Genomic DNA, 21,424 nt, shown 5'->3' on the forward strand with positions numbered 1-21,424 from the left:
CCTCCCGGCCTTACCGGCGCTCCCGGTCTGCGTAGTAGTCCGGACCATAGTCCTGCGGTAGCCCACGCAGACGGGCCCAGATGTTCCTCAGGTGAACGCCGTACATCTTCCACCGCCCCCGCTTGAGCCTGCGCCCTGAGGTAAGGACCCGGGCCTTAGGGGTGTAGACAATCCTGCCCCTTTGCCTGAGTTTCTGCATAAGGCGCATGTCCTCACCGAAGGGCACGTCGTAGCCGCCCACCTCCAGGGCTACCTGGCGACGCACCGCGTGGTTCCCCCCTGCAGCGTTGGGCTGGCCCAACCGATCCATGAGGGCCAGGAAGAGAGGGTAGCCGTAGCGGGAAAGCAAGCGGTCAAAAAGGGGCGCATCGTAAAACTCCAGAGGCCCGTAGGTCTCCACCACCTGGGGGTCGCAAAAGGCTTCCCGAATGGCAGCCACCCAGCCGGGCTCTACCCGGCAGTCGGCGTCGGTGGCGGCCACCACCTCACTGCTGGCGGCCTCGAGCCCGGTCTGACGGGCAATGTGCAGGCCCGGCTGGGGCTGATAGACCACCCGCACCCCAAAACTCCGAGCTATCTCGGCGGTGCGGTCGGTGGAGCCGTTATCCACCACAATGACCTCATCGGGGCCGGGCTCTTGGGCGAGGATGGACTCCAGGCAGGGGCCGATGTAGTCCTCCTCGTTGCGGGCAGGCACCACTACGCTCACACTGGGGTTCATGCCGGGCCCTATTCTACCCTCTGGGGCTTGCCGACAGGCCCATTTCCTCAAGCTGCTGGCCCAGGCTCCGCCCGCTTTGGGCCACCATCTCTAGGAGCAAAAGCCCGGCCAGCAGGCCGTCGCTCTGGGGCAGATGGGGGCCAAAGCAGAACCGCCCTGAGGGCTCCCCCGCCAAAAGCGCCCCCCTTGCCCGAAGCACCTCGGTGGGGCTGGAGGCAGTCTCAAACTCCAGGCCCAAGCGGCCCGCCAACCGGCCCAGCACCCCCCCTTCGCCAAAGCCAGAGACCACCCGCCCGCGCAAGCCTTTCTGATGCAGGTGGTAGAGCAACAGGGCAAAAACCTCCTCTGCCGAGAGAAGCCGCCCTCCCGCCAGAACCACCCCCAGCCGGCTCCCATCCCCATCGTGGACCACCGCAAAGGTGGGATCCTGCTCGGCCCGAAGCAAGGTGGTCGCGGTGAAGAGGCTCTTGGCCTCAGGGACGGGCACCACACCGTAGAAAAGCACGTCAGGAACTGCGTGCAACTCGCGCAGCTCGAGCCGAAGACCAGCCTCCTTGACGAAGCCCGAAACCCACCCTCCAGTAGCCCCGCCCAGGCTCTCGTGGTAGAGCACCCCCTCGTAGGCTCCCAAAGATTCCCGGTCAAGATGGGCCAGCAGGGCCTGGTAGTAGGGCCGCCGCAGGTCAAAGGTCTGGTAGGTCCCCTCCCTCTCCAAAGCAGTCGGCTGAACCCGCTCCCCCACAACGGCCAGAGCCTCGGGAGCAAGGGAAGCCCCCTCCCGGTCCCTGAAGGCCAGGCCCAGGTACTCAGCAGGCCGGCCCCCTCCCGTAACCATCACCCCTCCATCGGCCTCCAGGTGCCGAACCGCAAAGGAGAGGACCGGAGCAGGCAGAGAGGTCTTGGCTAGGTACACCTCCAGGCCTTCTGCCGAGAGCACCCCAGCCACCCGCTCAGCAAAACGGGGGCTCAGGAAACGGGTATCGTAGCCCACCACCACCCTCCGCCCCCCCTGCTCGAGCAGGTAGGCCGCATAGGCCCGGGCAAGCCGGGCCGCATTCTCAAAGGTAAAAGCCTCAGCGATGACCGCCTGCCAACCCTCGCTGTCCATCCGAATCTCCGCCATACCTGCCCCACTATAACGACTGAGCGGGGCGGCACGGGCCAACCAATCAGAAAATCCGCTTCCCAAGAAGGCTACCGGCCAGCTCTACCATGGTCCGGCCGGTGCGGTTGGCCACATCCAGGATGGGATTGACCTCCACCAGGTCCAGGCTCGTCACCAGGTTGGCATCGGAGAAGAGCTCCATCAGCAGGTGGGCCTCCCGATAGGTAAGGCCTCCGGGAACCGGGGTGCCCACACCCGGGGCTATCTCTGGGTCGAGCGCATCCGCATCGAGGGATAGGTGAACCCTGGGAAGCCCGCGCATCTTGGCGACCACCGCTTGGGCGATGGCGGGTATTCCCAGCACGTCCACCTCCTTCATGGTGTAGACCGTCACCCCCCGTTCCCGCAGCAGGCCCACCTCTCCCCTATCCAGGCTCCGCACCCCAATCAGCACCACATCCTCAGGCCGCACCGCCGGTCCCTGACCCCCCAGGTTGACCAAACGGGCATCGCCGAGGCCGCAGAGGTGGGCCAGAGGCATGCCGTGGATGTTGCCGCTGGGACTGGTCTCGGGGGTGTTGAAGTCGGCGTGGGCGTCCACCCAAATAACCCCCACGCGCTCGCCCCGGCTAGCCCCCACCACCGAACCCATGGCAATGGAGTGGTCGCCGCCCAGCACCACCGGTAGAACCTCCGGGGGCATCTGGCGCAGCACCTCCAGGGTCTCCAAGCAGGCCGCACGAATGGCTTCGAGGTAGGCCATCCCTCCCGGCCCTTGGCCCTGCCGGCGCAGGCTTTCCACCACCGGCACCCGGACATCGCCGTAGTCCTCCACCCGGTGGCCTAGGGCCTCCAGGGTTTCCTGAAGACGGCCGTAGCGGATGGCGCTAGGGCCCATGTCCACCCCTCGGCGGCCTTGGCCGAGGTCCATCGGCACCCCCAGGATGGCGACCCGCCTCATAACCGACGGCTCTACCTAGCCGCTGTTGCCCGGGCGCTGGGCACGCTCAAAGATGAGGGCTTCTCCTACCCGGCCCACCAACATCCCCACCGCAGGGGAGGCAGCCACCTGGGCGCAAAAGGGAACATCAGCCTCCAGACCCACCTGGCGCAAGGCCGCGGCCGCGGCAGAGAGGTGCAGGGGCTCCAGGGGGTCGGGGTAGGTGCGGCGGGTGGTGAGGGCGATGAGGGCCCCATCCTCCAGCTCGTATGAGCCCATGATCTGCAGGTACTCGGCCAGCACACCGGCGGTGTACACGTCGTCAAGGCCGATGCGCCCCTCCTTGCCTGCGCAAAGCACGGCCACCTCCTCCGTGGCGAGCTGATGGGCCAACCGAGCCGCGGCGTGGGCATTGTACAGGGAGGCCAGAAGCACATGCTTGGCGCTTCGGGCTGCCAGGTGGGCGGTGCGGGTGCCATTGGTGGTGCTCATCACCACGATTTTGCCGCCCACCGGGGCCTGCTGGGCCTCGCGGGGGGAGTTGCCGTAATCAAAGCCCGCAGGCCTCACGCCCCCCTCCTCCCCTGCCAGCACCACGTCCTCGTCGCGGAAGGCTCGAGCGCTCTCCAGGCTTGGGGTAAGGTAGAGGGCTCGAGCCCCAGCCTCCAGAAAGGCCGAGGCCGTGGTGGTCGCACGAATCACGTCCACCACCAGGACCACGTCTATGTAGCTCAAGTTCTCCTGGGGAAGCAAGTCCACCCGCAATCGCATAGGGTCCCCAGGCTAGCGAAGGCCGAAGAGTACCTCTTCCAAGCCCGCAGGGTCCAGGATTTCCACGTACCCAGGACCCACCCGAACCAGCTGCTCCTCCCGCAGGGCGTGCAGCACCCGGGTCACCGTCTCGCGGCTGGTACCGGAAAGCTGGGCCAGTTCCTGGTGGGTGAGCTTCATCCGGGTTCCGTCCCCATAGCGCTGTTTGCGCAGCTTGGTGAGGGCATAGGCCACCCGGCCCCGGGCTTCCTCAAAGGAGAGGACCTCCAGCTCGAGGTCGGCCTCGCGGAGCCGACGGGCGAGAATGGTGGCCAGGTTGTGCAGAATCTCCGGCCACTTGCGCACCAGGCTCCAGTAGGCGTCCTGGTACAGCACCAGAAGCACCGAATCCACCGTGGTCTCGGCCGAGGCACTGCGGGGTTGGTCGTCCAGCAGGCTCATCTCACCGAAGACCTCCCCCGGACCCAGGTAGGCGAACATCCGCTCCCGGCCATCCAGGTAGGTCCGGTAGATGCGCACCTGGCCGCTTTGCACAATGTAGAGCGCGGCCCCCACATCCCCAGCCTCAAACACCTTCTTCCCGGCCGGGTAGTTGCGGGTCACAAAGGCCTCGCGGGCAACCTCGAGGGCTTGCGGCGGCACTTTGTGAAATAGAGGGGTCTTGGCCAGCACCTGGGTGTCCACCAACATCAGGTACACTCTACAAGGGTGCGTAACGGTTTGCCAATAGCGGGTAACACCCCGGTTTTGGAGGCGCTGGAGCTGGGTTTTCGCTACGGCGAGGTGGAGCTCTTTTGGGGGCTGAGCTTCACCCTGCAAAGGGCCCAGGCGCGGGTGGTGCTGGGGCCCTCCGGAAGCGGCAAGACCACCTTGTTGCACCTTCTGGCCGGGCTTTTGAGGATTCAGGTGGGCGATGTGCGCTGGGAAGGCAGGAGCATCCGCCAGGAAGGCGAGGAAAAGCTAGCCCAGCGGCGCCTTCACACCATTGGCCTGGTTTTCCAGCACCACTACCTACAGCCTGAGCTTACCGCGCTGGAAAACGTGCTGGTGCCGGGCTACCTGGCGGACCGCGTGGACATCGGCTGGGGCCTGGAGCTGTTAGAGCGGGTGGGCCTCGGAGAGCGGGCTCACCTGCTGCCCAAAGCGCTATCCGGAGGGGAACGCCAGCGGGTGGCGCTGGCTCGAGCCCTCTACAATCGGCCTAAGGTCCTCCTAGCCGACGAGCCCACCGGCAGCCTCGACCGGCGCAACGCGGAAAGGGTGATGGCGCTGATGCTCTCGCTGTCCCAAGAGCTTGGCACCGCCCTCCTTCTGGCCACCCACGATGAGCACCTGGTGGCGGGCCTGCCGGAGATTCGCCTAGGTTGAGGGGATCTCTGCTAACCTGAGATCGATGTCCCCCTGGCTCTCCTTGGGCCTAGCCCTCTACCTGGCCAACCTGATGGTAGGCCTCTTGGCCCAGCTCGGCCTGGGCCGCTTTGGTGTGTGGCACCACCTGCTCTACCTGGGGGTTTTCGTCAGCGCAGCGGCGGCGCTGCTTCTGGCCCGCGAACCCTGGCTTCTGCTGACCGTAGCCTGCTTGGGCGTCTTTCCCAAAGCCCGGCCCCATACCTGGCTCCACCCCACCCTGGCGGCGGTGGGCCTGGTGGGGTACCTGCTCGCGGCCTGGGGGTAGTTATGGAGTTCCTGGAAGTCCTAAACAAACGCAAAACCACCAACGGCCCCTTTCTGGATAGGCCCGTGGCCAAGGAACACCAGCGCCTCCTGATGGAGGCGGCCAGCCGGGCCCCCAGCCACTTCAACTCCCAACCCTGGCGCTTTGTCCTCATCGAAGACCCGGCCAAGCGGGAGCAGATCGCCGAGATTGGGGGGCGCACCATGCGGCAGCTCATCGCCGATGGCCGCTTTTTTGAGCGCTACCGCCGCTACTTCCGCTTCAGCCAAAAGGAGATGGAGGAAAGGCGGGACGGCATCCTAATTGACCATCTGCCCTCGCTCCTGCGCCCGTTCACCCGCCAGGCCATGCGCCCTTGGGCCACCAGGTTGCTGCGGCTGTTGCGGGTTCCCGAAATCCTGGGGGAGGACAACCGGAGGCTGGTGGCAGGCTCCCCCCTCCTGCTGGCGGCCCTTCTGGACAAGGAGGAGTATCGGCCCGGGGAGCTGTCCGGCTTCTACAGCCTGCTGGCCCTTGGAATGGCCATTGAAAACATCTGGCTGACCACGGTCGAGCTGGGCATGGGCATCCAGTTCATCTCCACGCCCATGGAGGTGCCCGAGGCCTGGGAGGAGGTCAAGCAGCTGCTGGAGGTGCCAGAGAACCTCGAGCTCATGGCCCTGTACCGCCTGGGCTACCTACCCCCGGAGCCCCCGAGACCCCGCATAGACTGGCAGTCCCACCAGCGCAAGCGCCTATCCCAGTTCGTCTTCCGGGACTCCTGCAGCACCCCTGAGGAGGACTAGATGGACCTCCCACGCGTCCTGGCCGTAGCCACCGCCGCACCCCCCCACGCGGTGACCCAGGCTGAGGTGCGGCAGGCGGTGGAGGCGCTGTTCTCCCCGATGGTGGGCCTGGAGCGGATGCTGGCGGTTTTCGAAAATACCGGGATTGTCAAGCGCCACCTGTCGGCCCCCCTGAACTGGTTCAGGCAGACCCGGAGCTTTGCTGAGAAAAACCAGGTCTGGTTTGAGGTAGCGCTTGGGCTTTGTGAGAGGGCGGCCAAAGAAGCCCTTGCCAAAGCCCAGGTTCCTCCCCAGGAGGTGGGGGCGGTGGTGCTTGTCACCACCACCGGCATCGCCACCCCCAGCCTAGAAGCCCACCTACTCCAGCGGCTCGGCCTTCCCCTGGGGGCTCTGCGGCTACCCCTGTGGGGCCTGGGCTGCGCCGGAGGAGCCGCAGGGCTGGCCCGGGCCGCTGACCTGGCCCGGCTCTACCCCAACCGGCCCGTGCTGCTGCTGGCGGTGGAGCTTTGCAGCCTGACCTTCCTGCAGGGCGACCTGAGCAAGAGCAACCTGGTGGCCACCAGCCTCTTCGCCGACGGGGCGGCTGCGGTCCTGCTGGGGATGGGGGAAGGCCCTGGACCCCGGGTTCTGGGGGGCTTCAGCCAGCTAATGCCCCAAAGCTACGATGTGATGGGCTGGGATGTGGTGGAGGAGGGCCTCAAGGTGCGCTTTTCAAGGAGCATACCGGCCCTGGTGCGAAACCACCTGCCCGCCCTGGTCCGGGAAGGGCTAGCCCAGCACGGGTTATCCCCGGAGGAAATCGGGGCCTGGACGCTGCACCCTGGGGGTGCCAAGGTGCTCCAGGCCTACCAGGAGGGTCTGGGGATAGACGCCGGGAGCCTGGAGGTGGCCTGGGCGGTGCTCAGGGAATTCGGCAACATGTCAAGCCCCACCGTACTCTTCGTCCTGGCCGAACAGATGCGCGGGGCACCCCCGCCTGGCCCTGGGGTGCTGCTCGCCTTGGGCCCGGGGTTTGCCGCTGAGGGGGTGGTGCTCCTCTGGTAACCCTCTGGCTGGCGGTGGGCTTCGTGGCCCTGCAGCGGCTCACCGAGCTATGGCTGGCCGAGCGCAACCGCCGATGGGCCCTGGCTCGAGGGGCCAAGGAGTACGGGCAGGGGCACTATCCCCTCTTCTTCGCCTTACACCTGGGCTGGCTGATGGGCTGGGTCCTGGAGGGCCTGTGGCGGGGCCAGCCCTCCGGCCTGTGGGGGCTCTGGCTGGCGGTCTTCCTGCTGGCCCAGGGGCTGCGCTACTGGGCCATTGCCACCCTGGGGCCCTACTGGAACACCCGTATTCTCATTGTCCCTGGGGGAAGGCGGATCCAGGAAGGACCCTACCGCTACCTGCGCCACCCAAACTACCTGGCGGTCTCCCTCGAGCTCGTGGCCCTGCCGCTCATCTTCAACGCCTGGATTACCGCCTTGGTAACCAGCCTGCTCAACGCCTGGCTGCTCCTGAGGGTACGCATCCCCGCCGAGGAAGCAGCCCTGCGAGGCTACCAAGAGTAGGCCCAGCCCCGGCGGGCCCCTCAACCCTTGAAGACGGGCTGGTCCTTCACCAAAGGGTAGGCATACCCATCGGTGAGGGCCTTGAGGGAGGCCTCCAGGTTGTTCTTGCTGGCCCCCACGGTGCTCCAGCGCTCCCCCCCCCGGCGCATCTCAATCATCACCCGCACCCCCGAGGCCGTTCCCGCCTCCTGGCCCGAGAGGATGCGCACCTTGTAGTCCGACAGCTCAATCTCCCCAATCTCCGGGTAAAAGGGCTCAATCGCCTTACGGAAAGCCTTGTCCAGGGCGGAGACCGGGCCGTACTGGCTCTCGGCCGCGGTGTGCTGCAGCGTGTCCCCCACCCGCACCCGCACGGTAGCCTCAGCCCAGGTGGGGGTCTCGGGGTCGGCGTCGGCCACGTGCACGAAGACCGTAAAGCCCTCCACACTAAAGGGCATCACGCCCCCCCGCAAGCGATGGGCCAACAGGTAGAAGCTGGCCTCGGCCCCCTCAAAGGCATACCCGGCGTGCTCGAGCTGCTTCACCTCGCTCAAAAGCGCCCCCGCGGCCTCCTTGGGCACCTCCACCCCTACCTCGGCCAGCTTGGCCAGCAGGTTGCTTCGGCCCGAAAGGTCGGATACCAAGACCCGCCGGGTATTCCCCACCACCTCGGGCGGGATATGCTCGTAGGTGCGGGGGTCCTTGAGCACCGCTGAGACGTGAATACCTCCCTTGTGGGCGAAGGCCGCATCCCCCACATAGGGGGCCCGGAGATTGGGGGTCAGGTTGGCCCGCTCGTCCACAAAGTGGGAAACCTCGCGAAGCTGGGTCAGCTTAGCCCTGCTGAGCCCCTTCAGCTCGAGGCCGTACTTGAGCATCAGGTTGGGAATTGCGCTGGTCAGGTTCAGATTTCCGCAGCGCTCCCCATAGCCGTTGATGGTGCCTTGCACATGGGTCGCCCCAGCCCGCACCGCAGCCAGGGCATTGGCCACCGCCAGCTCGGCGTCGTTGTGAGGGTGGATGCCAATGGTCAGCCCAGGGAAGGCCTCGCGCACAGCCTTGGTGATCTCGTAGACCTCCTCCGGAAGGCTACCCCCGTTGGTATCGCATAGGCAAAGCGTGTCGGCCCCTCCCCGCACCGCGGCCTCCAGCGTCTCCATCGCGTAGGCCCGGTTGGCCTTGTAGCCATCGAAGAAGTGCTCGGCGTCGTGAATTACCCGCTTTCCCTTCTCTACCAGGTAGCGGTAGGTCTCCTCGATCATGCGGAGGTTTTCCTCCAAGGAGACCTCCAGCGCGTGAAGCACGTGGAAGTCCCAGCTCTTGGCCACCACCGTAACCACCGGGGTACCCGCCTCCACCATGGCCACCACTGAGGGGTCTTCCTCGGGCCGCAGCCCCTTGCGCCGGGTAGAGCCAAAGGCGCAAAGCTGGGTCTCCCCCAGGTCTACCCCCTTCATGCGGGCAAAGAACTCCGCATCCTTGGGGTTAGAACCAGGCCAGCCGCCCTCAATGAGGGGAATCCCAAAGGCCGCCAACCGCTTGGCAATAGCAACCTTGTCGTCCGAGGAAAGGCTCACCGCCTCACCTTGGGTGCCGTCGCGCAGGGTGGTATCCAGAATCTCAATCAAGCCCTACCCCCTCAAAATCAGACCAACCACAAAGATGGCCGCTACAGGGTCTTCAGCCACAGCCCTCCGGTCCCCGCGTCGGCGCTGAAAAGCTGGCCATATCGCCCGTCAGGGCCTCCGGGAGCGCGGGAAGTCCGCCGCGAGGGTGCATTCGCCGAACCTCAGGCACCCGGGGGCCAACCCTACTTCCCCAGCCCCGAGCGCTGCACCTCTTCTAGCGACCTCGGGTGCCGTGCCGACTGGCCGGTGGCCAGCTTGTTGGCCGCATCCAGGTAGGCCCGGGCCGAGGCCTCGATGATGTCGGGGGACACGCCATGGCCGGTGGCAAGCACCTCACCCAGCTTGAGCTTGACCGTCACCTCGCCCAGCGCCTCGGTGGTGCCGGTGACCGCCTCCACCCGGTAGAGCTCGAGCTCCGGCTTGAAGCCGATAGCCTCCGAGAGCGCCTTGTACACCGCGTCCACCGGGCCATCGCCAATTGCGGTGGTGGTCACGAGGCCCTTGGGCGTCTCCAGGCTCACCGTAGCGGTGGGCAGCATCCCATAGCCGGAGAAGAACTGAAGCCGCTCCAGGCGGAAAAGATGAGGGGTGGTCACCGACTCGCTTTCCACCAGGGCCCGCAACTCCTCTGCCTCAATGGGACCCTTGCGCTCCACAATCTCCCGGAAGCGGGCAAACACCGCATTGAGCTGGGCGTCGTCCAGCTTGTAACCCAGGTCGGCCAGGGCTTTTTTAACCGCTGCCCGGCCAGAGTGCTTGCCCAGGACCAACACCGCTGGCTGACGACCCACCAGCTCGGCGTTCATAATCTCGTAGGTCTCCTTGTTCTTTATGACGCCGTCTTGGTGGATGCCTGACTCGTGGGCAAAGGCGTTGTCCCCCACAATGGCCTTGTTGGGCGGCACCACCATCCCGGTGTAGCGCTCCACCATCCGGCTCATGCGGTAGAGCTCCCGGGTGTTGATCTGGGTGTAGGCCTGGTAGTGGTCGCGCCGCACGTACAGCGCCATCACCACCTCCTCCAAGCTGGTGTTCCCGGCCCGCTCGCCGATGCCGTTGATGGTGCACTCAATCTGGGTAGCCCCATTCTCCACTGCGGCCAGAGCGTTGGCCGTGGCCAGGCCCAAGTCGTCATGGCAGTGGGCCGAGATGTGCACATCCCGCCCCCGCACCACCTCCTCCTTGATGCGCCGGATGAGGGCTCCGTACTCCTGTGGGGTCCCATACCCAGTGGTATCGGGGATGTTGATGGTGGTAGCCCCAGCGTTGATGGCGGTGTCGTAAAGTTTCAAAACGAAGTCTATGTCCGCCCGCATCACATCCTGCGCGCTAAATTCAACATCGTCGGTGAACTGGCGGGCGTAGCGCACCATGGCGTCGGAGATCTCCAGAATCTCCTCAGGGGTCTTCCTGAGCATGTACTCCAGGTGCACCCTGGAGGCGCTGGTGAACACGTGAATCCGCCTCTTCTCGGCCTTCTCCAAGGCCGCCGCGGCCCGTTCGATGTCGAGCTTGTGGGTGCGGGCCAAAGCACAGATCACCGGGCCTTTGACCTCAGCAGCAATGCGGGACACGCACTCAAACTCGCTGGCCCCGTTGACCGGAAAGCCCGCCTCAATGATGTCCACATTAAGCCGGGCCAGCCCCTGGGCAATCTCCAGCTTTTGCTGGAGCGAGAGGGCTACCCCAGGGCTTTGCTCACCGTCCCGCAAGGTGGTGTCAAAAATTCGGATGTGCCGCATGAAACCTCCCCTACCTCAACCGCTGACCTCTTCCTTGGAGAAGCGCGCTTTGAGAAAAGGCATCATGGCCCTGAGCCTGGGGCCTACCTGCTCGATGGGGTGATCCTTCCAGTACCGGCGGCCCGCCTCCAGGGTGGGCTGGCCTACCAGGTTCTCCAACATCCACTCCCGGGCAAACTCCCCTTGCTGAATCTGCCGCAACACCTCCCGCATGCGAGCCTTGGTCTCCTCCCGGTCAATCACCATGGGGCCTCGGGTGTAGTCGCCGTACTCCGCGGTGTTGGAGATGCTGTAGCGCATCCCGGCAAAGCCCGACTCGTAGATGAGATCCACGATCAGCTTGACCTCGTGCAGGCACTCGAAGTAGGCCATCTCGGGGGGGTAGCCCGCCTCCACCAGGGTCTCAAAGCCCGCCGCGATGAGCTGGGTCAGCCCACCGCACAGCACGGTCTGCTCGCCGAAGAGGTCGGTCTCGGTCTCGTCTTTGAAGGTGGTGGCGATCACCCCTGCGCGGGTGCCGCCGTTAGCCTTGGCGTAGGCCAGCGCCGTAGGGAAGGCTGAACCCGACGCATCCTGATGGACGGCCACCAGCGAGGGCACCCCCGAGCCCTTCTCGTACTCCGAGCGCACCAGGTGGCCCGGGCCCTTGGGGGCCACCATCCAGACATCGAGGTCACGGCGGGGCTTAATCTGGCCGAAGTGGATGTTGAAGCCGTGGGCAAAGGCCAAGGCCGCCCCTTCCTTGAGGTTGGGTTCTATCTCCGCCCGGTACACCGCCCCCTGGGTTTCATCCGGCAGGAGCACCATCACCACGTCAGCCCGCCGCACCGCTTCAGCCACGGGGAGCACCTCGAGCCCCGCCCGACGAGCCTTCTCCTCATTGCGGCTCCCCGGCCGCAGGCCCACCACCACCTTTACCCCCGAGTCGCGCAGGTTCAGGGCGTGGGCATGCCCCTGGGAGCCAAAGCCCAAGATCGCTACCGTCTTCTCCTTGATAAAGCCAATATCCGCATCCTGGTCGTAATAGATCTTCATCTTCCACCCCTCACAACAAAAGGTGGGCCAAGCCCACCTTAGACCGCCTTTTTCTCCCGTACTTTGAGCACCTGTTCCCCGCGAGACATCCCCACAGCGCCGGTGCGCATGACCTCTAAAAGCCCGTAAGGCCGCAGGGCCTCGATGAAATTGCTCACCTTGGTGGAGTCGCCCGTGAGCTCAAAGATGATGGAGCGTTTGGCCACATCCACGATGCGCGCACGGAAAGCTTCGGCGATGTCCTTGACCTCCATGCGCTCCTCCATCCCGGCGATATTCACCTTGACCAGGGCCAGCTCGCGCTCAACGTGGGGCTCGGCGTGGTCCGTGACCTTGATAACCTCTATGAGGCGGTTGAGCTGCTTCTCCACCTGCTCTAAAACCGCATCGTCCCCTGAAACCACTAGGGATATACGCGAGAGGCCCTCCTGATGGGTGCGCCCCACCGCTAGCGACTCTATGTTGAACCCACGCCGGGCGAGCAAGCCGGCCACCCGCTGTAAAACGCCTGGGTGATCCTGCACCAAAACCGAGACCAGATGCCGCATACCAAAACCTCCTCGACCCTGGGGTTAGTCCCCGGCCACCGCCTCTCTGGGGTTCTCGATGATCATATCCTCGGCGGCCCCACCCGAAGGGATCATGGGGAAGACCCCTTCCTCGTGGTGCACCCGGGCCTCCAAGAGCACCGGGCCGGGCTGGGTCAGCACCTCTCTGACCGCCTCCTGCAGCTGGGCCTTGTCGGTCAAGGTAAAACCAGGAATCCCGTAGGCCTCAGCCAGCTTGGCAAAGTCGGGGTTGGAGTCGGCCAGGTAGACCTCGCTGTAGCGCCGGGCGTGGAAGAGGTCCTGCCACTGGCGCACCATGCCTAGGAAACCGTTGTTGAGGATGACGATCTTAACGTTGAGGTTGAGCTTCTTGAGGGTGGCCAGCTCCTGCAGGGTCATCTGGAAGCTGCCGTCGCCGTCAAAGTCAATGACCAGCTCATCCGGCCGCGCCAAGGCCGCCCCGATGGCGAAGGGCAGGCCCACCCCCATGGTGCCCAGGCCCCCGGAGTTAATCCAGGTACGCGGGCGGTCAAACTTGAAAAACTGCGCCACGAACATCTGGTGCTGGCCCACCCCGGAGGTCACGATGGCCCGGCCCCCCGTAGCCTCCCAGAAGGCCTGGATGACCTCCTGGCTCTGCAGGTAGGGCTTGGGCTTCCAGGCGAAGGGGTATTTGCTCTTCCACTCCTCGAGCTGGGCCCACCACTTGCTGAGGTTAAGCCGCTTGGCCCCCTTGACCAGCTCAGCCGCCACCCACTTGGCATCCCCCACCACCGGAATCGAGGTCTTGACCAGCTTTCCAATTTCCGCAGGGTCTATGTCCACGTGGATCACGGTGTGGGCGTTTGGCGCGAAGCGGGAAATCTTCCCGGTTACCCGGTCGTCAAAGCGAAGCCCGATGGCCAGAATGGTATCGGCGTACTGGATGGCCCGGTTGGCCGCCACCGAGCCGTGCATCCCGGGCATACCCAGGCACTGCGGATGGGTTCCAGGGAAAGCCCCCAAACCCATCAGGGTGGGGATCACCGGTAGCCCGGTCTTGAGGGCCAGCTCGGTAACCTCAGCGGAGGCATGCTGGGCGCCCCCACCGATCATCAGCACCGGCCTCTCCGCGCGGCTCAGGGCCTCCAAGGCCCGCTCAATCTGGCGCGGGTGCCCCTTGTAGGTGGGCTTGTAACCGGGCAGGTCTATCTTCACATCAAAACTACCGGTGAACTCAGCCAGCTGCACGTCCTTGGGGAAGTCCAGGAGCACCGGGCCGGGGCGGCCTGTAGAGGCGATGTAGAAAGCCTCGGCTATAGCCCGGGGGATATCGTTGACGTTTCGCACCTGCATATTGTGCTTGGTAACGGGCTGGGTAATGCCCACCACATCGGCCTCCTGGAAAGCATCGGTGCCAATCAAGTGCTGCGGCACATTGCCGGTAATCGCCACCACCGGGGTAGAGTCCATCAGAGCGTCTTGCAGCCCAGTGACCAGGTTTAGAGCCCCGGGACCCGAAGTGGCCATGACCACCCCCACCCGTCCCGAAGCCCGGGCGTAGCCAGTGGCAGCGTGAATCCCGCCCTGTTCGTGGCGCACCAACACGTGGCGGATGGGCGAGTCGTACAGGGCATCGTAGGTCGGCATGATGGTGCCCCCAGGGTGCCCAAAGATGATCTCCACCCCCTGCATCTCTAAGGCCTTCAGTATGGCTTTGGCTCCGTTCATGATCCCTCCCCCAAAAAGCTGCCCCCCGGGGCTCGGGGGGCTTCAGGATGCGCTTGCTGGCTGCGCTAAACCGTATCCCCCGCCGGCCTAATAATCACTAGGCCGACTACCGCTAGGGATAGGTAAGCGAAGAGCATCTTGGGCTAGAGTCTACGGTGTATTGGTATACCGTGTCAACACCCAGGGCGGACCCATTGCCCTTCCAGCGGGTCCCAGCCCTTCGAGATGCGCCGATCGGTAGGGGCGGAGCTTTCCGCAGGGGGACTAGAGGTTTTCCGGGAAAAGCCGAATGGGGGTCCGCTGAACGACGCTGGTAAGCAGGCTTTGCAGGGCCTGATCCCTCAGGGAAGTAAGCAGGCTACCTCGAGCCTCCGCAAAAGGCTGAAGCCCGGGGGGTTCCACCCGCAAGAGCTGGATTACGTGAAACCCGTACTCCGTCTGCACCGGGGTCTTGGTAACCTCCCCCGGTTTCAGGCCCAGGAGGGCCCGCTCGAAGGGGGCCACGTAGGTTCCTCGAGGCTCGCAGCCCAGGCTACCCCCTACCGCCCGGCTCCCGGGGTCTTGGGAGAGCTCCTTGGCCAAATCCGCGAAGTTCTCCCCCTGGGCCAGGCGCTGGATAACCCGGCGGGCCTCCTGCGCGGTCTTCAGAAGAATATGGGCTGAGCAGTAGCGCCGGGGCAGCTCAAAGCGGGATTTGGAGAGCAGGTAAAGCGCCCTAAGCGCCCCCTCGCTGAACTGCAGGCGAGCCCCAAGGTGCTCGAGGTAGGCCTCATAGGTCAACACCTCATAGACCAAGGCGCGGTAGGTCTCCAGGCCTGGTACCCCCGCCTCCTCCAAGGCCTGGGCAAACTCGGCTTCGCTCTCAAACTCAGCCTGGCTCTCCTCAACAGCCCTGCGCACGGCCTCTTCCCGGGCCGCAAGCCCTGCCTGCTCAGCGGCCAGGATCACCGCCCGGTCCTGGGCCATCCGCCTTAGGTAGAGGGGCCTGAGCTGAACGAAGAGGCCCTCCGCTTCAGGGGTGTAGGGCTGGCCTTGCCGGCGCAACAAGTCCCGCACAAAAAGGCCAAACTGCAGGTCAAACTGCCCTTTGGTGATAACGGTCGGCCCGACCACCGCCACCACCGGCCCGCCTTGGGCCATCGCCAGGCCCAGCCAAAACCAGAACAACACCACAGCGCTCCTGAACATCCCCACCTCCCGCAGTCCCACCCGCCGAAACCGGCTATGGAGCCGCTTGCCGGGCCATGCTAGCACGTTTTCTTCCCTAGGGCTATTTAGCCGCCTCTACGGGCACCTTCGCGGTCCAGTCGCCAAAAACCTCCCTGAAGCGAACTTCCAGCTCCTCCTCCAAACCCTCCACAAAGCGCCGGTACCGCTCTACCAGCTCCAAAGCCTCAGGCGTAAGGGTACTGCCACCACCCCCTTCCCCCCCCGAGCGCCGCTCCACCAGAGGGAAGCCCAGGGCCTTCTCGGCGCGATTGAGCCGGGCCCAAGCGGTCCGGTAACCCAAGCGGACGGCCCGGGCCCCCGCCTTCAAACTACCCCGCTCCTCCACAGCCAGCAGCAACCGCAGGGTACCGGGCCCCAGCAAAAACCCCCCCTGGTCCGACTCGAGCCAGAATTTAGCCCTAATCCGCATAACCCCTCATCAAACCCTACTCACTCAGCACCCTCTGCATCACACCCGCAAGCCGCTCAGCAGCGCTTCTCAAAAAAGCCTCAAATCCCCCTGCCGAGCCGCCGTCTGCAAAGTCGGTGATGGCCCGTAGAAGCGCCATCGGTACGCCCATGCGCCGGGCAGTCCACAAAGCGGCTGCCCCCTCCATCTCCACCGCATCGGCCCCAAAGACCCGGCGCACCTCCTCTGCTTGTGCTTGGTCGGCCAAAAACCGGTCGGCGCTTCCGATGCGCCCCAGAAGAACCGGTAGGCCCATGGACAAAACAGCCCGAAGAACCCTGGAGGTGAGGACCGGGTCAGCGGGGATGAACCGCTCGCCGGTAGCCAGCTCACCCGGCATCCGACCAAAAGCGGTGATATCCACGTCGTACTGCACCGCGTCCTGAGCCACCACCAGGTCCAAGGGCTTGAGGCTGGGGTTGAGGCCACCCGCCACCCCCACCCAGAAGGACTGGGCGGGATTGAAGCGGAGCTTGGCGTAGGCCACCGCGGCGGCCGCAGCAGCTTTTCCCACCCCGGTCTCGATGAGCACCACCCCGTAGCGCCCCACCTCCCCTTGATGGATGCTCCAAGGGCCATCCAGGAGCTGGTTTAGCCCCAGGTGCTGGCGGAGGGCCGAGGCCTCAGCCCCCTCAGCGGCGAAGATCACCACGAGCATGCTCAATCCGAAATCTCGACGGTCTCCTGGACCCGCAGCCCCTGGTCCAGCACCCGCCGGGCCCACGCCTTAGCCCCTTCCAGGTTGTGGTCGCGGTAGTTGCCGCACTCGAGCTCGCTTGCCCCCGGAACCACATCGGTATGCAGGGCCACCTGCTCTAAGCTGGCCCGAAAGGCCTCCAGCACCCTAGCCGGACCGGGCTCACCCAGAACCACCAGGTAAAACCCGGTGCGGCAGCCCATGGGGGAAACATCCACCACCCCTTCCAGGTGCCCCCGCAGGTAGGTGGCCAACAGATGCTCGAGGGTGTGCAGGCTGCCGGTATCCAGCGCTTCTAGGTTGGGCTGGGCCAACCGCAGATCGTACTTCTCTATCCGGTCGCCCCGTGGGGTTTCCCTCACCCCCGCAAGCCGCACATAGGGCGCCCGAACCTTCCTGTGGTCAAGGCGAAAGGACTCAGGTAGCGAAATGGGCCTCATACACCCCAGTTTACCGCCTGGGCTCAACCCCTGAGCTTCCTCCAAAGCTGAGGGGAGAACAGAAGGAAAACCGGCACCAGCTCAATCCGCCCCGCCCACATCTGGAAAATTAGGATGAGCTTGGAGAGGGGTTCCAGCCCAGCATAGCTGCCCATCGGACCCACCTCGCCCAACCCCGGCCCGATGTTGCCCACAGCTTGGGCGCTGGCGGTAAACCCCAGCACCAAGTCGTTCTCCAAAAGGGCAATTCCTACCGCCCCCACAGCCACCAGCCCCAGGTAAAGGGTGATAAAAGCTGCCACAGAACGCATCACCTCCTCGCCCAGGTTCCTGGAGCCAACACGAAGGGGCAGTATGGCCTGGGGGTGCAAGGAGCGCACCAATTCCCGCCGCACAAAGGCCCCCACCACCAGCCAGCGGATTATCTTTATACCCCCCGCCCCCGAACCCGCACACCCCCCCACGAACATCGCCATCACCAGGATGGCCTGAGCGGCCGGCGCCCAAAGGGCGAAATCAGCGCTGGCGTAGCCAGTGGTGGTCACGATGGAGGTGACGTTGAAAAAAGCGTGCCGGATGGCTTCGCTCCAGGTATAGTCCATGTCCTTGGCGTGGTGGGTCATGAGAAAAAGCGCCAATACCAGGCTGAGAGCAAGCACAATCAGGGTGTAGAACCTGAACTCTACATCCCTAAGCAGGGGACGAAGATCACGGGTAAAGAACAAGCGGTACTGCAAGACAAACCCCGCCCCACCCAAAAACATGAAGAGGGTACCAAACCACTGGGCCATTGGGCTGTACTCCTCAAAGCTACGGGGATTGGGACTGAACCCCGCGGCGGGCAGGGTAGTGAGGGCATTGCAGAGGGCCTCGAAGGGGGGCACCCCTGCAGCCCAGTAGCAGAGCGCGGCCCCCAAGGTAAGCAAAGCATAAACCTTGAGGATGCTCCGGGCGGTGGTGCGCAGGCGTGGGGTAAAGGGCTCCTTCTGCACCCCGGTGCTCTCAGCGATGAAGAGCTGACGCCCAGCCACCGCCAGATGGGTCAGAAGGGCCGCCACCAGCACCAGAAAGCCCACCCCTCCAAACCACTGCATGAGGCTGCGCCAAAAGAAAAGGCTGTAGCCAAACTGGGAGAAGTCGCTCAGAGCGGTTGCCCCGGTGGTGGTAAACCCCGACATGGCCTCGAAAAGAGCGTCTAGATAGGGCATGCCCCCCGAAATGTGAAAGGGGATGGCCCCCAGGACCGGCACCAACAACCAGATAAGGGCGATGGACAAGAGGGCCTCAGCACGCCCCGGCTCATGCCGGGGGTTCCCCATCCGGAGAAAGCCCAGGCCGAACAAAAGCCCCACAACCGCGCCAAACAAAAACCCCCAGGGGGACTCCCCTAAAACAAGGGCGAGCAGCTCGAGGGCCAGCATGACCAGGCCCATAGCCAGGTAGACCACACCCAAGAAGTGGTAGGCAAACCCCAGGTGGGCGATCAACCAAGGCCGGGCCCTCACGTTGAGCCTGGTCCCCCCTCTCGAGGAAGCCGCAAGCCGACTGCGCAAAAAACCAGTCCAAAGACCCCAAAACCCCATACCCTAAGCCCGCAGCCTGCGCCAGAGTTCGGGTGTGAAAAGGGCAAAGACCGCTATCAGCTCGATGCGACCGGCCCACATCTGAAAAATCATCACCGCCTTGGAAACGGGGTGTAGCTCGCCGTAGTGGCTCATGGGCCCCACTGCGCCTAGGCCAGGGCCCACATTGCCCACCGCCGCTGCTGAGGCAGTAAACGCTACCACAAAGTCTTCCTCCAGCATCCCAATCACCAAAGCCCCCAAGGCGAAAAGGGCCACATAAAGGGTGATAAAGGCCGAAACTGCGCGCAACACGTCTTCTCCAAGGCTCTTGTTGCCCACCCGCAAGGGCAGTACGGCCTGAGGGTGAAGGGCCCTTTGCAGCTCTCGCCGCACTAGGGCCCCAACGATGAGCCAGCGGATTACCTTGATGCTGCCCCCCACACTCCCTGCACTGCCCCCAACGAACATCAGCAGCACCAACAGCACCTGGGCCGGTACCACCCACTGGGCAAAATCGGCGGAGGCAAAGCCGGTGCCCGTCACAATGGAAGCGGTCTGAAAGAAAGCGTGCCGAAGGGCAGGCTCGAGGTCGTAGTCGTGGCGCAGGTAGAGGATGGAGGCTAGCAAAAGACCCACCAAAAACACAATCAGGGCGTACGCGCGAAACTCTGGGTCGCGCAGCGGCGCCCGAAACTCCCGCCCGAAAAAGAAGCGGTACTGGAGGAGCAGGTTCACGCCGGTCAGGAACATCACCCCTGCGGCCACCCACTGGGTAAGGGGCGCATAGTCGGCAAAGCTCCTCGGGTTAGGGCTAAATCCTCCCGCGGAAACGCTGGAGAGGGTGTTGGTCAAGGCCTCAAAGAAGGGTACCCCCGTGAGCAGATAGGCGAAAAAGGTCAAAAGGGTCAAAAGTAGGTAGACCCGGAGAATATTGGTGGCGGTCTGGCGCAGCTTGGGGGTGAGTTGCTGCTTTTGCACCCCGGTTACCTCGGCAAAAAACATCTGCCGCCCTGCCAGGGCCAGATGGGGCAGGACCACAATGAAGAGGAGCAGGATGCCCATCCCCCCAAACCACTGGCTCAGGCTGCGCCAGAAGAAAAGGCCGTGGCTGAAGAGGCTGAAGTCGTCCAAAACCGTGGCTCCCGTAGTGCTAAAACCCGAGGTGGCCTCAAAAAGGGCGTCCAGGTAGCCAAGTCCCCCCGATATCCAAAAGGGAATCGCCCCCAAGGCAGGCACCAAAATCCACAGCCCGGCCACCGTCAGAAGCGCCTCGGCACGGCGCGGTTCGGCCTGAGGGCTGCCCAGCCGCCGCAGGAGAAAGCCCACCGAAAGGCCCACCGCAGCCCCCACAAAAAACCCTCGAGCGTCCTCCCCCAAAAGGGCATCCACCAGGGCCAAAAGGCCCATAACCCCCCCCAACGCCAGGTAGACCGTGCCGGTGATGTAGGTGGCCACCGGGATAGGGTTGGCCGCCTTGGCCTTAGCGAACTTGGGCCAGGACTTCATGGGCCACCTGCCGGTCGGCGAGAACCAGCAATTTGTCGCCGCCCGCTGCAGCCAGCATCGGGGAGCGCAGGTAAACCCGGGTGCCCCGCTCGAGGGCCACGGCCACCGCGCCCCTGGGCAAGGGCAGCTTGTCGAAAGGGGTCTCCCGGAAATCAGGGGGCAGCTCAAACTCCAGAAGCTCCACCTGGTCTTCAATCAGGGCTAGGTGATCCACGTTGTCCGGGGCAATCCAGTCCACCACCTCTCGCACCGCGGCGGCGCGAGGGGTCAGGGGAATGTCAATGCCCACATGCTCGAATAACCGGCGGTTCTCCCCCCGGTTGACCCGGGTGATCACCTTAGGCACCCCCACCTGCTTGGCCAAAAGCGAGACCAGCAGGTTCTTCTCGTCGTTCTCGGTCACGGCCACCAGCACGTCCATCTGGTCCAGCCCTTCAGACTCCAGAAGCTCCAGGTCGGTGCCGTCTCCCTCCAGCACCAGGGCCCCAGGCAGGTGCTCGGCCAGCCAGGCGCAGCGCTCAGGGTTGCGGTCGATGATGGTGACCTCGAGCCGGTGCTTCAGGAGCTCCTGGGCCACCATGTAGCCCACATTCCCCCCACCCACCACCATCACCCGCCGCACCCGCTCCCGGGGAGCAAAGCAGGCCTGGATGGCGTCAAAGCCCTGGGGGGTGGTCATGAAGAAGATGCGGTCCTCGGGCTCCACCGCGAGCTCTTTGAACTCCGGGTCGGTCGCGGCGATGAACCTGCCCTCCCGCATCAGCCCGGCCAGGAAGCTGCCCTCGGGCCAGTCCAGAAGGGCCAGCCGCTTGCCCACGTAAAATCCCCCCTCCCGCACCTGGTACTCCACAAAGCGCAGCCTCCCGCCGGCCAGCACCTCGGTATCCACCGCGCCGGGGATGCGGATGACCTCCACTATCTCCCTGGCCAAGGAGCGCTGGGGCCAGAAGACCTGGTCAATGCGGGTGCCCAGGATTTCCACCGTGCGGGGGTCGGTCAGAATGTCCACGTAGGACTGCTTCCCCACGAAGCAGAGCACCTCCTTGGCCCCCAGCCCTTTGGCCAGCATGCAGGCAATCAGGTTGACCTCATCCCAGTTGGTTGTGGCGATGAAGGTATCGCACAGGTCTACCTTGGCCTCCCGCAGCACCTCAGGGTCGGTCACGCTGCCGATGATGACTTGGGCATCAAGCCCCCCAAGCCGCTCCTTGGCCTCGGGGTTGGTATCCACCACCACCAGGTCGTGTTGGGTGTGGAGGGCTTTAGCAATCTGGGAGCCAATCTCACCGCCACCCGCAATCACAATGTACATAGGCCATCACACCCCAGAACCGCAAAAAGCCTCTTCGGGG

22 protein-coding genes are annotated in these 21,424 nt (G+C 64.5%); 5 read left to right on the forward strand and 17 right to left on the reverse strand.

The features are described from left to right. Positions 1-10: 10 nt before the first annotated feature. Genes NZ849_RS11390 through NZ849_RS11410 form a run of 5 tightly spaced genes read right to left on the reverse strand, consistent with a single transcriptional unit; the run spans position 11 to position 4,227 of the window. Positions 11-721, reverse strand: coding sequence for a glycosyltransferase (locus NZ849_RS11390; RefSeq protein ID WP_295407541.1), 711 nt, complete (start codon positions 719-721; stop codon positions 11-13). Between the two features lie 13 nt (positions 722-734). Further along, positions 735-1,844, reverse strand: coding sequence for a phosphoglucomutase/phosphomannomutase family protein (locus NZ849_RS11395; protein ID WP_295407544.1), 1,110 nt, complete (start codon positions 1,842-1,844; stop codon positions 735-737). A gap of 46 nt (positions 1,845-1,890) precedes the next feature. Then, the gene (rocF, locus tag NZ849_RS11400; RefSeq protein ID WP_295407546.1) at positions 1,891-2,787 is read right to left on the reverse strand and encodes an arginase; all 897 of its coding nucleotides are present in this window, start codon (positions 2,785-2,787) and stop codon (positions 1,891-1,893) included. 15 nt (positions 2,788-2,802) lie between these two features. Further along, positions 2,803-3,537 (reverse strand): 2-phosphosulfolactate phosphatase, encoded by a 735-nt coding sequence (locus tag NZ849_RS11405; protein WP_295407549.1) that lies wholly within the window; start codon positions 3,535-3,537, stop codon positions 2,803-2,805. Between the two features lie 12 nt (positions 3,538-3,549). Then, positions 3,550-4,227: a Crp/Fnr family transcriptional regulator gene (locus tag NZ849_RS11410; RefSeq protein ID WP_295407552.1), complete on the reverse strand. Its 678-nt coding sequence runs from the start codon at positions 4,225-4,227 to the stop codon at positions 3,550-3,552. 30 nt (positions 4,228-4,257) lie between these two features. Here NZ849_RS11410 and NZ849_RS11415 point away from each other — a divergent pair, with 30 nt between their 5' ends. From NZ849_RS11415 to NZ849_RS11435, 5 genes are read left to right on the forward strand one after another with little or no spacing between them, the layout of a single operon-like run. Further along, complete coding sequence (locus tag NZ849_RS11415) at positions 4,258-4,905, forward strand: ABC transporter ATP-binding protein (RefSeq protein WP_295407555.1); 648 nt, start codon at positions 4,258-4,260, stop codon at positions 4,903-4,905. Between the two features lie 25 nt (positions 4,906-4,930). After that, positions 4,931-5,212 carry a hypothetical protein gene (locus tag NZ849_RS11420; RefSeq protein WP_295407558.1) on the forward strand — a complete coding sequence of 94 codons (282 nt, stop codon included), beginning with the start codon at positions 4,931-4,933 and terminating at the stop codon, positions 5,210-5,212. Between the two features lie 2 nt (positions 5,213-5,214). Then, the gene (locus tag NZ849_RS11425; protein ID WP_295407561.1) at positions 5,215-5,997 is read left to right on the forward strand and encodes a nitroreductase family protein; all 783 of its coding nucleotides are present in this window, start codon (positions 5,215-5,217) and stop codon (positions 5,995-5,997) included. After that, positions 5,998-7,041, forward strand: a complete 1,044-nt coding sequence (locus NZ849_RS11430) for a 3-oxoacyl-[acyl-carrier-protein] synthase III C-terminal domain-containing protein (protein ID WP_295407564.1) — start codon at positions 5,998-6,000, stop codon at positions 7,039-7,041. A gap of 14 nt (positions 7,042-7,055) precedes the next feature. After that, positions 7,056-7,544 (forward strand): isoprenylcysteine carboxylmethyltransferase family protein, encoded by a 489-nt coding sequence (locus NZ849_RS11435; protein ID WP_295407567.1) that lies wholly within the window; start codon positions 7,056-7,058, stop codon positions 7,542-7,544. 20 nt (positions 7,545-7,564) lie between these two features. Here the strand turns inward: NZ849_RS11435 and cimA are convergent, their stop codons facing one another. The 12 genes from cimA to trkA form a co-directional block, all read right to left on the reverse strand. After that, a complete protein-coding gene (gene cimA, locus NZ849_RS11440) occupies positions 7,565-9,151 on the reverse strand; it encodes a citramalate synthase (RefSeq protein ID WP_295407570.1) in 1,587 nt (528 codons plus the stop codon). A 182-nt stretch (positions 9,152-9,333) separates the two neighbouring features. After that, entirely contained in the window at positions 9,334-10,893 is a 1,560-nt protein-coding gene (locus NZ849_RS11445) for a 2-isopropylmalate synthase (protein WP_295407573.1), read from the reverse strand. A gap of 15 nt (positions 10,894-10,908) precedes the next feature. Further along, positions 10,909-11,928, reverse strand: coding sequence for a ketol-acid reductoisomerase (gene ilvC / locus NZ849_RS11450; RefSeq protein WP_295407576.1), 1,020 nt, complete (start codon positions 11,926-11,928; stop codon positions 10,909-10,911). A gap of 38 nt (positions 11,929-11,966) precedes the next feature. Next, on the reverse strand, positions 11,967-12,476 hold the full coding sequence (ilvN, locus tag NZ849_RS11455; RefSeq protein WP_295407578.1) for an acetolactate synthase small subunit: 510 nt from the start codon (positions 12,474-12,476) through the stop codon (positions 11,967-11,969). Positions 12,477-12,500: 24 nt separating this feature from the next. After that, complete coding sequence (gene ilvB, locus NZ849_RS11460; RefSeq protein WP_295407583.1) at positions 12,501-14,186, reverse strand: biosynthetic-type acetolactate synthase large subunit; 1,686 nt, start codon at positions 14,184-14,186, stop codon at positions 12,501-12,503. A gap of 264 nt (positions 14,187-14,450) precedes the next feature. Then, positions 14,451-15,374: a peptidylprolyl isomerase gene (locus NZ849_RS11465; RefSeq protein ID WP_295407586.1), complete on the reverse strand. Its 924-nt coding sequence runs from the start codon at positions 15,372-15,374 to the stop codon at positions 14,451-14,453. An 82-nt stretch (positions 15,375-15,456) separates the two neighbouring features. Next, complete coding sequence (locus NZ849_RS11470; RefSeq protein ID WP_295407589.1) at positions 15,457-15,825, reverse strand: LysR family transcriptional regulator; 369 nt, start codon at positions 15,823-15,825, stop codon at positions 15,457-15,459. A 16-nt stretch (positions 15,826-15,841) separates the two neighbouring features. After that, positions 15,842-16,522: a 5'-methylthioadenosine/S-adenosylhomocysteine nucleosidase gene (mtnN, locus tag NZ849_RS11475; RefSeq protein ID WP_295407591.1), complete on the reverse strand. Its 681-nt coding sequence runs from the start codon at positions 16,520-16,522 to the stop codon at positions 15,842-15,844. 2 nt (positions 16,523-16,524) lie between these two features. Continuing rightward, positions 16,525-16,992 carry an S-ribosylhomocysteine lyase gene (locus NZ849_RS11480; RefSeq protein ID WP_295407784.1) on the reverse strand — a complete coding sequence of 156 codons (468 nt, stop codon included), beginning with the start codon at positions 16,990-16,992 and terminating at the stop codon, positions 16,525-16,527. A gap of 32 nt (positions 16,993-17,024) precedes the next feature. Then, a complete protein-coding gene (locus NZ849_RS11485) occupies positions 17,025-18,434 on the reverse strand; it encodes a TrkH family potassium uptake protein (protein WP_295407787.1) in 1,410 nt (469 codons plus the stop codon). A gap of 153 nt (positions 18,435-18,587) precedes the next feature. After that, on the reverse strand, positions 18,588-20,072 hold the full coding sequence (locus NZ849_RS11490; RefSeq protein WP_295407594.1) for a TrkH family potassium uptake protein: 1,485 nt from the start codon (positions 20,070-20,072) through the stop codon (positions 18,588-18,590). Continuing rightward, entirely contained in the window at positions 20,047-21,384 is a 1,338-nt protein-coding gene (trkA, locus tag NZ849_RS11495; protein WP_295407596.1) for a Trk system potassium transporter TrkA, read from the reverse strand. Before trkA ends, NZ849_RS11490 begins: the two co-directional genes overlap by 26 nt. Between the last annotated feature and the right edge of the window lie 40 nt (positions 21,385-21,424).

The organism is Meiothermus sp., assembly GCF_025060375.1.
Lineage (GTDB): Bacteria > Deinococcota > Deinococci > Deinococcales > Thermaceae > Meiothermus.

What these genes read in the sequence shown, in the direction of transcription:
- ilvC (WP_295407576.1), bottom strand. Translation starts at nt 11,928, where the DNA reads ATGAAGATCTATTACGACCAGGATGCGGATATTGGCTTTATCAAGGAG.
- NZ849_RS11430 (WP_295407564.1), top strand. Translation starts at nt 5,998, where the DNA reads ATGGACCTCCCACGCGTCCTGGCCGTAGCCACCGCCGCACCCCCCCAC.
- rocF (WP_295407546.1), bottom strand. Translation starts at nt 2,787, where the DNA reads ATGAGGCGGGTCGCCATCCTGGGGGTGCCGATGGACCTCGGCCAAGGC.
- NZ849_RS11485 (WP_295407787.1), bottom strand. Translation starts at nt 18,434, where the DNA reads ATGGGCCTGGTCATGCTGGCCCTCGAGCTGCTCGCCCTTGTTTTAGGG.
- ilvB (WP_295407583.1), bottom strand. Translation starts at nt 14,186, where the DNA reads ATGAACGGAGCCAAAGCCATACTGAAGGCCTTAGAGATGCAGGGGGTG.
- NZ849_RS11425 (WP_295407561.1), top strand. Translation starts at nt 5,215, where the DNA reads ATGGAGTTCCTGGAAGTCCTAAACAAACGCAAAACCACCAACGGCCCC.
- NZ849_RS11410 (WP_295407552.1), bottom strand. Translation starts at nt 4,227, where the DNA reads ATGTTGGTGGACACCCAGGTGCTGGCCAAGACCCCTCTATTTCACAAA.
- NZ849_RS11395 (WP_295407544.1), bottom strand. Translation starts at nt 1,844, where the DNA reads ATGGCGGAGATTCGGATGGACAGCGAGGGTTGGCAGGCGGTCATCGCT.
- NZ849_RS11405 (WP_295407549.1), bottom strand. Translation starts at nt 3,537, where the DNA reads ATGCGATTGCGGGTGGACTTGCTTCCCCAGGAGAACTTGAGCTACATA.
- NZ849_RS11420 (WP_295407558.1), top strand. Translation starts at nt 4,931, where the DNA reads ATGTCCCCCTGGCTCTCCTTGGGCCTAGCCCTCTACCTGGCCAACCTG.
- NZ849_RS11490 (WP_295407594.1), bottom strand. Translation starts at nt 20,072, where the DNA reads ATGAAGTCCTGGCCCAAGTTCGCTAAGGCCAAGGCGGCCAACCCTATC.
- NZ849_RS11445 (WP_295407573.1), bottom strand. Translation starts at nt 10,893, where the DNA reads ATGCGGCACATCCGAATTTTTGACACCACCTTGCGGGACGGTGAGCAA.
- NZ849_RS11390 (WP_295407541.1), bottom strand. Translation starts at nt 721, where the DNA reads ATGAACCCCAGTGTGAGCGTAGTGGTGCCTGCCCGCAACGAGGAGGAC.
- NZ849_RS11470 (WP_295407589.1), bottom strand. Translation starts at nt 15,825, where the DNA reads ATGCGGATTAGGGCTAAATTCTGGCTCGAGTCGGACCAGGGGGGGTTT.
- ilvN (WP_295407578.1), bottom strand. Translation starts at nt 12,476, where the DNA reads ATGCGGCATCTGGTCTCGGTTTTGGTGCAGGATCACCCAGGCGTTTTA.
- mtnN (WP_295407591.1), bottom strand. Translation starts at nt 16,522, where the DNA reads ATGCTCGTGGTGATCTTCGCCGCTGAGGGGGCTGAGGCCTCGGCCCTC.
- trkA (WP_295407596.1), bottom strand. Translation starts at nt 21,384, where the DNA reads ATGTACATTGTGATTGCGGGTGGCGGTGAGATTGGCTCCCAGATTGCT.
- NZ849_RS11465 (WP_295407586.1), bottom strand. Translation starts at nt 15,374, where the DNA reads ATGTTCAGGAGCGCTGTGGTGTTGTTCTGGTTTTGGCTGGGCCTGGCG.